Annotated in this window: 13 protein-coding genes; all 13 read right to left on the bottom strand. The window is 35.4% G+C overall.

Annotated elements, in window-relative coordinates; all coding sequences use genetic code 11:
- Positions 1-294: 294 nt before the first annotated feature.
- The 13 genes from lysS to ftsH all read right to left on the bottom strand — a co-directional run bounded on the left by lysS (position 295) and on the right by ftsH (position 12711).
- Complete coding sequence (gene lysS, locus ABEY15_RS23375; RefSeq protein ID WP_069033980.1) at positions 295-1776, bottom strand: lysine--tRNA ligase; 1482 nt, start codon at positions 1774-1776, stop codon at positions 295-297.
- Positions 1777-1910: 134 nt separating this feature from the next.
- Positions 1911-2909 (bottom strand): tRNA dihydrouridine synthase DusB, encoded by a 999-nt coding sequence (gene dusB / locus ABEY15_RS23370; protein WP_429892370.1) that lies wholly within the window; start codon positions 2907-2909, stop codon positions 1911-1913.
- A gap of 30 nt (positions 2910-2939) precedes the next feature.
- Positions 2940-3140, bottom strand: coding sequence for a helix-turn-helix domain-containing protein (locus ABEY15_RS23365; protein WP_056474403.1), 201 nt, complete (start codon positions 3138-3140; stop codon positions 2940-2942).
- The gene (folK, locus tag ABEY15_RS23360) at positions 3092-3589 is read right to left on the bottom strand and encodes a 2-amino-4-hydroxy-6-hydroxymethyldihydropteridine diphosphokinase (protein ID WP_429892369.1); all 498 of its coding nucleotides are present in this window, start codon (positions 3587-3589) and stop codon (positions 3092-3094) included. Before folK ends, ABEY15_RS23365 begins: the two co-directional genes overlap by 49 nt.
- Positions 3586-3948, bottom strand: a complete 363-nt coding sequence (gene folB / locus ABEY15_RS23355; protein WP_429892368.1) for a dihydroneopterin aldolase — start codon at positions 3946-3948, stop codon at positions 3586-3588. Before folB ends, folK begins: the two co-directional genes overlap by 4 nt.
- Positions 3941-4714 carry a dihydropteroate synthase gene (gene folP, locus ABEY15_RS23350; RefSeq protein WP_429892373.1) on the bottom strand — a complete coding sequence of 258 codons (774 nt, stop codon included), beginning with the start codon at positions 4712-4714 and terminating at the stop codon, positions 3941-3943. Before folP ends, folB begins: the two co-directional genes overlap by 8 nt.
- Positions 4715-4779: 65 nt before the next feature.
- Positions 4780-5652 (bottom strand): aminodeoxychorismate lyase, encoded by an 873-nt coding sequence (pabC, locus tag ABEY15_RS23345; protein ID WP_429892367.1) that lies wholly within the window; start codon positions 5650-5652, stop codon positions 4780-4782.
- Positions 5649-6236 carry an aminodeoxychorismate/anthranilate synthase component II gene (gene pabA / locus ABEY15_RS23340; RefSeq protein ID WP_429892366.1) on the bottom strand — a complete coding sequence of 196 codons (588 nt, stop codon included), beginning with the start codon at positions 6234-6236 and terminating at the stop codon, positions 5649-5651. Before pabA ends, pabC begins: the two co-directional genes overlap by 4 nt.
- Complete coding sequence (locus ABEY15_RS23335; RefSeq protein WP_429892365.1) at positions 6233-7663, bottom strand: anthranilate synthase component I family protein; 1431 nt, start codon at positions 7661-7663, stop codon at positions 6233-6235. The genes pabA and ABEY15_RS23335 overlap by 4 nt, the downstream gene beginning before the upstream one ends.
- Positions 7664-7808: 145 nt before the next feature.
- A complete protein-coding gene (cysK, locus tag ABEY15_RS23330; protein ID WP_069033972.1) occupies positions 7809-8729 on the bottom strand; it encodes a cysteine synthase A in 921 nt (306 codons plus the stop codon).
- 154 nt (positions 8730-8883) lie between these two features.
- Positions 8884-9759, bottom strand: a complete 876-nt coding sequence (hslO, locus tag ABEY15_RS23325; RefSeq protein WP_098862353.1) for an Hsp33 family molecular chaperone HslO — start codon at positions 9757-9759, stop codon at positions 8884-8886.
- A gap of 13 nt (positions 9760-9772) precedes the next feature.
- Positions 9773-10537: a type III pantothenate kinase gene (locus ABEY15_RS23320; RefSeq protein ID WP_056474433.1), complete on the bottom strand. Its 765-nt coding sequence runs from the start codon at positions 10535-10537 to the stop codon at positions 9773-9775.
- A 257-nt stretch (positions 10538-10794) separates the two neighbouring features.
- Positions 10795-12711, bottom strand: coding sequence for an ATP-dependent zinc metalloprotease FtsH (ftsH, locus tag ABEY15_RS23315; RefSeq protein WP_429892364.1), 1917 nt, complete (start codon positions 12709-12711; stop codon positions 10795-10797).
- Positions 12712-12777 lie beyond the last annotated feature (66 nt).

Genomic DNA, 12777 nt, shown 5'->3' with positions numbered 1-12777 from the left:
GTTTTCAAAGTTCACCTTGTCACTCTGAGGCGACTTAAACATCTTAACATTTTCTATCGAATGCTGTCAATGTTTTTTAAAAAGTTTTTTTCGTTGTCATTTCGTGTTAATGTGACAACGTTTAATAATATAACACCTATAAAAACAAAATACAATACCTAATTTTAAATTCTTTTTATTCAGATAGTTTATACCGGATTTCAATAAATAAATGATGTCCTTATTCCTTTAAAAAGATACATCCATTCATAAAAAAACTGGCTAAAAGTATTCCTTTAGCCAGTTAGTTAAATCTTATTTATGTCTCATTAATGGGAACAGTAACACGTCACGGATTGAAGGAGAATTAGTTAACAACATAACTAATCGATCAATACCTATTCCAAGTCCACCAGTTGGCGGCATACCATGCTCTAATGCTTCGATGTAATCATCATCCATCATATGTGCTTCGTCATTACCAAGCTCACGTTCTTTAAGCTGTGCTTCAAAACGCTCTTTTTGATCAATTGGATCATTTAACTCTGTAAATGCGTTAGCATGTTCACGTGCCACAATAAATAACTCAAAACGATCAGTAAAACGTGGATCGTCAGCATTCTTTTTCGCAAGCGGTGAAATTTCTACAGGATGACCATAAATAAATGTAGGTTGAATTAATGTTTCTTCAACTTTTTGTTCAAAGAATTCGTTAATAATATGACCAACAGACATATTCTCATTAACTTCAACATTATGTTCTTTAGCATATTGTCTTGCTTGCTCAACTGACATCTCTGGCCAGAAATCTACTCCACAAGCTTCTTTAATCGCATCTACCATATGAAGTCTAGTCCATTTTGGCTCTAGGTTAACTGTGTACTCACCGTAAGGAATAGTAGTAGTACCTAAAACTTCTTTAGCGATATGAGCAATTAGATTTTCAGTAAGTTCCATAATGTCAGCATAATCAGCATAAGCTTCATATAATTCAATCATCGTAAACTCTGGGTTATGACGAGTAGAAATACCTTCATTACGGAATACGCGACCAATTTCATAAACTTTTTCAAGTCCACCTACAATTAGTCGTTTTAAGTGTAGCTCAATTGCAATACGCATATATAATTCCATATCAAGCGCGTTATGATGAGTGATAAACGGTCTTGCAGAAGCTCCACCTGCAATAGCATGTAGCATAGGAGTTTCAACTTCTAAATAACCTTGGCTATCTAAATAACGTCTCATAGATTGGATAATTTTACTGCGAGCAATAAATGTTTGTCGGCTATCCATATTCATTAAATCTAAATATCTTTGACGGTAACGTTGTTCAACATCTTGTAAACCATGGAATTTATCAGGAAGTGGTAATAGCGCTTTTGAAAGGAATGTATATTCTTTAACTTTAATAGATAATTCCCCTACATTCGTTTTGAATACCACACCAGTAACACCTACAATGTCACCTAAATCAGTAATATCAAAGATTTCATATTGTTCTTCGCCTACAGCATCTTTACGAACATAGATTTGAACTTGTCCATTTAAATCTTGAACATGCGCAAACCCAGCTTTACCTTTACCACGTTTAGTCATTACTCGACCTGCAAATGAAACAACAATCGCTTTTTCTTCTAATTCTTCCTTAGAAAACTGGTCAAATTGTGCTAATAAATCATTTGAAGAATGTGTGCGCACAAACTTTTTACCGAATGGATCGATACCTTTTCCTTCAAGTGTTTTTAATTTCTCCCTACGTATAAGGGCTTGATCATTTAATTCTTCGTGACTCATTTTCTCAACTCCACGTAATTATTCAATAAATATTTAAATACAATATGATTTTAATAGAAAAACTGCCAGTATTTCGATCTGGCAGTTTTGTTTACTATAACTTATTATATTTTGTCAAGCGAAACCTGTCAAACTTACAAAGCTTGAGTAGCTTTCATTTTTTCTTCCACTTCATTAACGTATGTTGTTAATACTTCAACCATTTGAGCACGAGTACCAACCTCGTTAATTTGATTTCGAACTAATGCATTGCCTTTCAACCCTTTTAAATACCATGCTGCATGTTTTCTCATTTCCATTACAGCTACATGTTCATTTTTCAGATCAATTAATCGGTCTAAATGCAATAAACATACATCAATTTTTTCTCGTGCTTCTGGCTCAGGCATTAAAATTCCAGATTCCAAGTATTTAACTGTACGATAAATCATCCATGGATTTCCTAATGCAGCACGTCCAATCATTACGCCATCACAGCCTGTTTCATCTAACATACGCTTGGCATCCTGAGGAGTCTCCACATCCCCATTACCGATTACAGGAATCGAAACCTGATTTTTAACTTCTTTAATCCAGCTCCAATCAGATTTCCCTTCATACATTTGGTAACGAGTTCGCCCATGGACCGCAACTGCTTTACCACCCGCTGCTTCCACTGCTTTTGCATTATCTACTACATAAATGTGATCGTCATCCCATCCAAGACGCATTTTAACTGTAACTGGTTTACTTACATTCTGTGCTACAGCATATACCATTTCATGAATTTTGTTTGGGTCTAAAAGCCATTTAGCTCCTGCGTCTACTTTTGTAATCTTAGGAACAGGGCACCCCATATTAATATCAATAATATCTGCATTCGTATTTTCGTCAACGTACTTAGCAGCTTCAACTAATGTTGATTTTTCACCACCAAAAATTTGTAAGCTTAATGGCTTTTCGCGTTCATCCATATAAAGCATATCTAATGTTCTTTTATTATTGTGAAGAATCGCTTTATCACTTACCATCTCTGCGCATACTAAACCTGCACCAAATTCTTTTACTGTCAAACGGAAAGCTGAGTTACAAACTCCGGCCATCGGTGCTAATACGACGGGATTTTTCATCTCGATGTCACCAATTTTTAGCACATCCCATCCTCCTTCTATTACAATAAAACTCTATATTGATAATTCCTCTACACTTACTTTTAATTGTTTTGCACAATCATGCAAAAACTGTTCAGTCGGCATACGATTCCCTCGCTCAACTTCACCTAACACCGAAACAGAAACTCCAAGGTTTTTTGCAAAGCCTTCTTGGGTAAAACCTTTTAATTTTCTAAAAGCCCTAATCCGTCTACCCCACTTTTCAGCTTCCATAATCGAACTCCTTTATCCTCTAAAAATTTAGTTTCAACCTTAATTGATTGGTTAATTTCTTTTAAGGGGATTAATACAAAGCTTCTTTCAAACATTCTCGGGTGCGGTATTCTTAGGTGCTCAACTTCTATATCTTCGTGATTAAAGAGTAAAATGTCAAGGTCTATTGTTCTTGGCCCCCAACGCAATTCCCTTTTTCTACCAAGGTTTTGTTCGATTCCTTGCGTAACATCAAGTAATTGAAGTGGTGTCAAATTGGTAGAAATTTTAAAAACGAGATTTAAAAATGGATCTTGGTCTACGTATCCAACTGGGTCTGTTTCATAGATAGAAGAGATTTGTTCTACTTGAATGTCGGGATGATTCACTAATTCCCTAATAGCCTTTGTAAGAAAACCTTCTCGGTCGCCTATATTCGTTCCTAAACTTAAATATGATTCATTTTTCATATGCGACCTCTTGTTATTTCAACTGCTACAAAATCATAATGTCCTGGTATTGGTGGATCTGGTTTTATGACTTTTACAGTACATTGTTGAATTAAACCATATGTATTTAATATTTGTTTGGCAATCTCTTCAGCCACTGATTCAACTAAATCATAAGACTGACCTTGAACTACTTCTTCGCAGGTTTTAAATAAGTCTGCGTAACTTACTGAATACGCCAAATCATCTGTTTCTCCTGCTTTTTTTGTATCTAATTCGACAATTAAATCAACATTGAATCGTTGCCCTAATGTTTTCTCCTCTTTAAATACACCATGGTATCCATAAAATCTCATACCTGTTACATAAATTTTATCCATTTTTTACTCCAATCTTTAACATTGCGTCCATCATTTTAGCCATACGCGAAATCGCTAATACATCATGTACTCGTACAATTTCGCAGCCTTTCGTAATACCTAGACAGACTGTAGCCCCTGTACCTTCCATTCGCTCATGTACTTCAGTACCAAGAACTTCCCCTATAAACCTTTTTCTAGAAGTACCAAGTAACACTGGATAATCCAGTGCTTTGATTTGCTCCATTTGGTTTAACACTTCCAAATTCTGCCCAGCTGATTTTGCAAAACCAACACCCGGATCCAAAATAATCATTTCATCCTTTACACCTGCACGTTTTGCTATATTAATACTTTCAACTAAATCACAGACAAGATCACTCATTAAACTATAATAGTTTTCATCTGTTCGATTGTGCATTAAACAAATTGGAACATTGTACGCAGCCGCCACTTCAGCAATTTTAGGGTCTTTCTTTGCTCCCCAAACATCATTAATGATAGTAGCTCCTGCTTCAACAGCTTGTTTTGCCACTTCAGATTTATAAGTATCAATGGAAATTGGGACATCAATTTCTTTAGATAATGCTTTAATAATCGGAACAACTCTTCTTAACTCTTCGTCTTCGTCAACTATGGCAGCTCCAGGTCTTGTCGATTCCCCACCTATATCAATAATTTTTGCTCCATCAGCAATTAACTTCTTTGCATGTTCTATCGCTAATTCAATTTCGTTGTATCGACCACCATCAGAAAATGAGTCCGGGGTTACGTTTAAAATCCCCATTACAATTGTTTCATTCTGAATAGGTAATGCGTAATTTCCACAAATCAAAGGTTTTGTTGCTCTTCTCACACTTGTTCACTTCTTTCCATTTCATTCATGCTTAATAAGGATTTTCGGTGAAGTCTATAATCCTTTTGCAAATCCTTTATTACGCTACTTTCACTAACATTAAAGTTCCGCTCGCCAATTACTGTAACTGGAATAATTTCTTGGATTGAGTTTGAAATAAATATTTCATCCGCTTTTAACAGTTCTTGCTCTGTGTAAAAGCCCTCTTCAACTGTAATCCCTTTTAATGTTGCCCAATGAATCACGAACTGTCTCGTTATCCCATTCAAGATTCCCGTATCAACGTGTGGTGTATATAGTCGATCTTGGTTAATAAAGAAGAGATTTGAAACGATACCTTCTGAAAGAAACCCATCTTTGTTTAAAAAGATTCCTTCTATACTTGGTGAGTTACCGATCTCTTTTTTCCCGATAATATTATTTAAATAATGATGAGACTTTAAACGCTCTTTTCCTTCAGGAGAGTTTCGAGGGGTATTTAGTATTACCCCTTCTTTCTCTAAGATATTACTTTCATGCATAGGTTTAATAAAAATGATGGTATTTGGATTCGAATACTGACCAGTGTATAAACCTATTTCACCTTCACCCGCTGAAACATTCAAACGTATATACGCATCTTGTAACCCATTTAATTCAATTAACCTATTTAAAATTCTTTGTATTTCCTCATCTAGCAAATTCCACTCGATATTCAGGTTCAATAAGGACTTTCTTAAACGCTTTAAATGATCAAATAATAAAAATGGATGCCCATTATAGATCCGAAATGTTTCAAATACTCCTAAACCATATAAAAAGCCATGATCAAATGGAGATATTTTCACTTCATGATCGTTCAAGAATTCTCCATTAAAATATAGTTTCATACTGTACTCCTAGTTGGTTTATATGCTTGTAAAAAGTTTCTAAGCATTTCTTTACCGAATTGTGACATGATCGATTCCGGATGAAATTGTACTCCTTCAATCGGTAATGTCTTATGTTTTAAAGCCATGATTTCTCCCTCATTCGTCCAAGCTGTTATTTCAAGCTCCTGAGGGAAAGTTTCTTTTTTAACAATTAAAGAGTGATATCGTGTAACATCAATTGGTGATGGTAGATCATTAAATAATCCTAAACCTTCATGTGTAATTGCCGATGTTTTTCCATGCATTAAGCGTTCTGCACGTACTACGTCACCACCAAACACTTGAGCGATTGATTGGTGACCTAAACATACGCCTAAAATTGGGATTTTCCCAGCAAAGTGTTCAATTGCTTTTAAACTGATTCCAGCTTCGTTTGGTGTACAAGGACCTGGCGAAATCATCAAATAAGATGGGGCTAATGCTTCGATTTCTTCTAAAGAAATTTCATCATTCCGTTTTACAATTAACTCTTCACCTAATTCGCCTAAATATTGAACTAGATTATAGGTAAATGAATCATAATTATCAATCATTAATATCATTTTACATTCCCACCCAACTGTGCTTTTTCTTCACTTACTTTCTTAGCTGTCCATAAAGCTTGAGCTTTCTTAAGACTTTCTAAATACTCATGTTTTGGATTAGAATCAATAACAATGCCAGCACCAGCTTGTACAAATGCTTGCTGATCTTTTGTAATCATTGTTCGAATCGTAATGTTCATCTCCATATCCCCTGTGAAGCTAATCCATCCAACTGAACCTGTATAAATGCCACGCTTGGTCGGTTCTAGTTCTTCAATAATTTCCATCGTACGGATTTTTGGAGCTCCAGTTATTGTTCCCCCGGGAAATACCGCTTTTAATAAGTCAAATGAATCTTTACCTTTTTGTAGCTCACCTCTAACATTTGAAACAAGGTGCATTACATGCGAATACTTTTCGATTACTAATAGTTCGTCTACTTCAACAGTTCCATATTCGCATACTCTTCCTAAATCATTGCGCTCTAAATCAACTAACATAATATGCTCAGCTTGTTCTTTTTCATTTGAACGTAGTTCTTCCATCAGTTGTTGTTCTTCTTCAACTGTTTTACCACGAGACCTTGTACCTGCTATTGGTCTTGTCCAAACTTCTTGATCACGTTTTGCTACTAATAGCTCTGGTGAGCAACTAACAATTTGAAACTCGTCAAAATCTAAATAAGCCATATATGGTGAAGGATTTATTTCTCTTAGCTGCTCATATATATACAGTGGTTCTGTTACAAGCGTCTCAGATTGTAGCACGGATAAATTCACCTGGAATACATCCCCCGCACTGATATATTCTTTAACATTTCCAACAGCATCCGTAAATTTTTGTTCAGACATATAAATTGTTTTTGCAATCTCTTCGGTAGAAGTTCTTCTAGATAAATCGATTTTCTCTATTTCACTAATGAAGAACTCTTCTAAAGAATCTATTCGTTCTTGTGCCATATCGGCATTATTCATTTCATCTATTACAATAAAATATAATTGATTTTCTTGATGGTCATAAATAACCACTTCATGGAAGATTAATAAATAAACATCTGGAATATTGTAGACATCCTCAGCCATTGTTGGTAGGTCTTCGATATAATGGTTACAGTCATATGTGAAATAACCGATTGCTCCACCTTGAAATGGTGGTAGGTCTTCTCTTTTTTCCACTGTGTATTTAGATAGATATTCCTTTGCTAAATCAATTGGATTTCCTAAATACTCCTCTTTTCCTGAATATCCTTCAATTCCTACTTCGACCGTTAATTTATTACCCTTCCCATATAACTTCGCAACAGGATTAGATGCCATAATTGAATATCTTCCGTCACGACCACTTTCAAGAAGTACGGCATTCTTTTTCTCTTTTGCCGTTTCTACAAAATGTTTAAAGAAAGGTGTAGTATATTTAATAACTTTTGAAAAGATTTCATAATTCATGTGAATATCCCCCTCTGATAGCGCTTCTTTTTTCATTTTACACAAAAAGTAAGAAGTATACATCAAAGCATTTTATGGAAAAACAAAAAACCCCTTTGCAGCTTGCAAAGGGATTTTAAATTTATCATTTAATCCATCAAAAAAATTACTCAAATTGGAATAATGCTGTACTTAAATAACGCTCTCCATTACTTGGAATAATCGCAAGTACTTTTTTACCTTTTCCAAGTTTTTTTGCAACTTGTAATGCAGCACTAATTGCAGCACCAGAAGAGATACCTACAAGTATACCTTCTTCTTTTGCTACTTTTCTAGCTGTTTCCATTGCATCGTCATTTTTGATTTGAACGATTTCATCATAAATATCCGTGTTCAATGTTTCAGGTATAAAACCTGCTCCAATGCCTTGGATTTTATGCGGACCTGGTTTACCACCTGATAAAACTGGAGAGTCTTCAGGTTCAACTGCAACAATATTAATTCCAGGGTAAGCTTCTCTTAAAACAGCTCCTGCACCAGAGATTGTTCCTCCTGTACCTACTCCTGAAATAAATGCATCAAGTTGGTCTCCCATTTGTTCAACAATTTCAGGACCAGTTGTTAAACGGTGAACTTCAGGATTTGCAATATTATTAAACTGTTGTGGAACGAAATACCCGTTTTCTTTTGCTAATTCATCAGCTTTACGAATTGCTCCTCCCATTCCTTCAGGACCTGGAGTTAGAACTAATTCTGCGCCATATGCACGTAATAAGTTTCTTCTCTCAATACTCATTGTTTCTGGCATTACTAGAATTGATTTATAGCCTTTAGCAGCAGCTACCATTGCTAATCCAATACCAGTATTTCCACTAGTTGGTTCAATAATAGTATCACCTGGTTTTATTAAACCTTTTTTCTCCGAATCCTCAATCATCGCAAGTGCAATACGATCTTTAACACTGCTACCAGGATTCATAAACTCTAGTTTTAAGTAAATTTCCGCGCTGTCCTCGTCTACTAATCTGTTAAGTTTTACAATTGGAGTTCTACCGATTAATTCGTAAACTGAATTTGCAACTTTCATTTCATCCACTCCTAATCCCTAGTATATTGACCTGTTTAATATACATTATGTAAAAAACAAAAGAATCTGTCAATTACTTTCTCCTATACATAACTTGTATGAAATTCATAATAAATTATGAAAAGAAAGCTCGACAAATCCCTTCAATTTTCACCTACAATTTGTTAATTAATTCTTTTAATTGTTCATCAGAATAATGATAAGGTTGATTACAGAAATGACATGTTACTTCTGCTTCTCCATCCTCTTCTAATATTAATTCCAATTCTTGTTTACCAATACTTAAAAGAGCACCCTCAATTCTCTCTCTTGAGCATTGACATTGGAATTTTACATCCATCGTTTCTAAAACTTTAACTTCTTCTTTTCCTAACACTTCATATAAAATTTCTTCTGGAGTCAGGCCTTCTTCAATTAGTTTAGAAACTGGTTTAATCGTTTTTAAACGATTTTCAATTTGCGTAATGCATTCTTCACTAGCGCCAGGTAAAATTTGAATAATAAATCCTCCACTTGCTAAAATCGAATGATCTGGGTTTACTAATACGCCGACGCCTACAGATGAAGGTGTTTGTTCTGATACAGCAAAATAGTAAGTAAAATCTTCACCAAGTTCACCTGATACAATAGGCACTGAGCCCGTGAAAGGTTCTCTCATACCAATATCTTTAACAACCGAAATTGTACCTACAGTACCAACAGCTTTTGCTACATCTATTTTTCCATGTTTGTTAAGTTCAGTTTGTACATGCGGATTTTGTACATATCCTCGTACTTCACCTTTTGCATTACTATCGACTAAAATATGGCCAATTGGGCCATTACCTTCAACCTTTAAAGTTAACTTTTCATCGCCTTTTAACATAGCACCCATCATTGTAGCAGCTGTTAGTGTACGACCTAATGCAGCAGAAGCGTTTGACCAAGTGTCATGACGTTCTTGAGCTTCTTTTACAATATTTGTTGATCTAACGCTATATGCACGGACTTCACCGTTAAAGGCTAATGCTTTTACTAAATAATCTTTCATGTTGTACCCCTTTTTAAGAATTTCGTTTATAAATTAAATGTAGACCTTTTAATGTTAAATATGGATCCATAACATCAATTATATCCGATTCTTTAGATATTAATGATGCAAGTCCACCTGTTGCTATAACAGTAGGTTCTACCTTTGCTTGAGCTTTCATTCGTTTTACAATACCTTCAACTTGACCTACATAACCATATAGGATTCCAACCTGCATTGCTTCTACAGTTGTACGACCAACAATATTAGAAGGTCTTGAAAGCTCTATACGAGGAAGTTTTGAAGCCTTTGTATAGAGTGCTTCTGTTGAAATATTGATCCCTGGTGCAATCGCTCCACCGATGTAATTTTTATTTTCATCTATATAACAATATGTAGTAGCTGTTCCGAAATCTACAATAATCAGCGGACTTCCGTATTGTGCAATTCCAGCAACCGCATTAACAATTCGATCTGCGCCAACTTCTTTCGGATTATCATATTTTATGTTTAAACCTGTTTTTATACCAGGACCAACGATTAGTGGCTTTTGTTTAAAGTATTTTGTTGCCATTCTTTCCAGTGAGAACATAATCGGTGGGACAACTGATGAAATAATAACTGCATGAAACTCATCAAACCCAATACCTGCATATTCAAGTAATGAACCAATGACCATACCGTACTCATCTTCTGTTTTATAACGATTCGTCTCAATTCTCCAATGATGTATTAACTCATCTTCTTGGTAAACACCTAAAACAGTATTTGTATTGCCTACATCGATTACAAATAACATATAATCCACCGTCTCTCCATTTCAAAAATAAAACTTTTATTTTATATTTTTTGTCTCAAGTACATTTTTTAATCACTATAAAAATAATGATAACACAAGTTGATAGTAGTTTAAAAATAGATGCTTTCTGCTGTGGACATGGGTTCGTATTGGTTTATTAAAACGCTTCAATGAACCCTTTTTCCCATGGTCTTTGCCTACTTGACTTTTCACCAATAAACAAAAGAAAGAGTGTCTAGAAAGACACTCTTAATTTTTTATTCAGTGATTTTAGGCTCAGTTGGTTCATCATTCTTTTTAGAAATGTTGACTTTAACTTCATCTTTTGAAGATGGAGATGTAGGAAGTGTGCCTTGTTCCCAAAGACTCTTAATTCCTTTTGCATCTAAAGTTTCCACTTCTAATAATGTGTTAGCAAGCAAGTCTAATTTATCGCGATGCGTCTTAATAATATCAGTTGCCTTTGCATAACATTCTTTAATGATTGTTTGAATCTCTACGTCGATTTCATAAGCAATTTTATCACTATAATTTTGTTCATTATTAAAGTCTCTACCAAGGAATACATTTCCTCCTTGAGATTGACCAAACTGTAATGGACCTAGTTTATCGCTCATACCGAACTCAGTAACCATACGACGAGCAATACCTGTTGCACGTTGGAAGTCATTATGAGCTCCTGTACTTACTTCACCAAATACCACTTCTTCAGCAACACGTCCACCAAGTAGACCTGCAATTTTATCAAGTAATTCTGGTTTTGTCATAAAGTAACGATCTTCTTTTGGAAGCATTACTGCATAACCACCAGCTTGGCCACGAGGTACAATTGTTACTTTATGAACCACTTCAGCCTCATCTAACACTTGGCCAATAACCGTATGTCCAGCTTCATGGAACGCAACAATTTTCCGCTCTTTTTCAGATATAACCTTATTTTTCTTAGCAGGCCCCGCAATTACACGGTCAGTTGCTTCGTCAATATCAAGCATATCGATTTTCTTTTTATCACGACGAGCCGCAACTAATGCCGCTTCGTTTAATAAATTCTCTAAATCTGCACCAGAGAAACCAGGAGTTCTTTGAGCAATAGCTTTTAAGTCTACCTCTGGTGATAATGGTTTATTTCTTGAATGAACTTTTAATACCGCTTCACGTCCTACTACATCTGGACGATCTACCGTAATCTGTCTGTCAAATCGACCTGGACGTAATAACGCTGGGTCTAGAACATCTGCACGGTTTGTTGCAGCGATGATGATAATACCTTCATTAGCACCGAAACCATCCATCTCAACAAGTAACTGGTTTAATGTTTGTTCACGCTCATCGTGACCTCCACCTAATCCAGCACCACGTTGACGACCTACAGCATCGATCTCATCTATAAATATGATACAAGGAGCGTTTTTCTTCGCATTTTCAAATAAATCACGAACACGAGAAGCACCGACCCCCACAAACATTTCAACGAAATCAGAACCACTGATTGAGAAGAATGGAACTCCAGCTTCTCCTGCAACAGCTCTTGCTAATAATGTTTTACCTGTTCCAGGAGGTCCTACTAATAGTACCCCTTTAGGAATTCTTGCACCTAATTCAGAAAACTTACGAGGATCCTTCAAGAACTCTACTACTTCAACAAGCTCTTGCTTCTCTTCATCTGCACCTGCAACATCTTTAAATCGTACTTTCTTTTTCTCGTCATTATAAAGACGAGCTTTGCTCTTCCCAAAGTTCATAACACGGCTTCCGCCACCTTGTGCTTGATTCATTAAGAAGAAGAAAAGAATGAAAATAATAACAAATGGAATGAGTGAAGTGAAAATTTGCACCCATGCACTTGTTGTTTCAGCTGGATTCCAATTAGCCTTTATTTTATAGTCAGCAACTGCTTTGTTAACTATTTTTGTTGTTTCGTCACTAATTGGTACTTGAGTTTGGAAAGATTCGCCTTTTTTTACATCTGTAAAATGACCTCTTACTATGTACACTCCATTTTTAGGTTGGATAGATGTTAAGCTGCTAACATCTCCTTTTTGTAACTTAGTATAAAATGTATCGTAACTTACTTTCTTAACTTGAGATTCTGGCCCATTGAAATATGTAACAACACCAATCACAACTAAGAAGATTAATATGTAAAAGACTGTATTACGGAAAATTCGATTCAATTCCAAACCTCCTCTCTTTCAATTTAATTACTTTATATAGTAGCATAGTTATACCATGTAAACAAA

The sequence above is a fragment of the Gottfriedia acidiceleris genome (assembly GCF_050457485.1).
Lineage (GTDB): Bacteria > Bacillota > Bacilli > Bacillales > Bacillaceae_G > Gottfriedia > Gottfriedia acidiceleris_D.
The sequence above is the reverse complement of the archived record's forward strand: the minus strand, read 5'-3'. Positions and strand labels throughout refer to the sequence as shown.

What these genes read in the sequence shown, in the direction of transcription:
- lysS (WP_069033980.1), bottom strand. Translation starts at nt 1,776, where the DNA reads ATGAGTCACGAAGAATTAAATGATCAAGCCCTTATACGTAGGGAGAAA.
- folB (WP_429892368.1), bottom strand. Translation starts at nt 3,948, where the DNA reads ATGGATAAAATTTATGTAACAGGTATGAGATTTTATGGATACCATGGT.
- pabC (WP_429892367.1), bottom strand. Translation starts at nt 5,652, where the DNA reads ATGAAACTATATTTTAATGGAGAATTCTTGAACGATCATGAAGTGAAA.
- folP (WP_429892373.1), bottom strand. Translation starts at nt 4,714, where the DNA reads ATGGGGATTTTAAACGTAACCCCGGACTCATTTTCTGATGGTGGTCGA.
- ABEY15_RS23365 (WP_056474403.1), bottom strand. Translation starts at nt 3,140, where the DNA reads ATGGAAGCTGAAAAGTGGGGTAGACGGATTAGGGCTTTTAGAAAATTA.
- ABEY15_RS23335 (WP_429892365.1), bottom strand. Translation starts at nt 7,663, where the DNA reads ATGAATTATGAAATCTTTTCAAAAGTTATTAAATATACTACACCTTTC.
- ABEY15_RS23320 (WP_056474433.1), bottom strand. Translation starts at nt 10,537, where the DNA reads ATGTTATTTGTAATCGATGTAGGCAATACAAATACTGTTTTAGGTGTT.
- pabA (WP_429892366.1), bottom strand. Translation starts at nt 6,236, where the DNA reads ATGATATTAATGATTGATAATTATGATTCATTTACCTATAATCTAGTT.
- folK (WP_429892369.1), bottom strand. Translation starts at nt 3,589, where the DNA reads ATGAAAAATGAATCATATTTAAGTTTAGGAACGAATATAGGCGACCGA.
- cysK (WP_069033972.1), bottom strand. Translation starts at nt 8,729, where the DNA reads ATGAAAGTTGCAAATTCAGTTTACGAATTAATCGGTAGAACTCCAATT.
- hslO (WP_098862353.1), bottom strand. Translation starts at nt 9,759, where the DNA reads ATGAAAGATTATTTAGTAAAAGCATTAGCCTTTAACGGTGAAGTCCGT.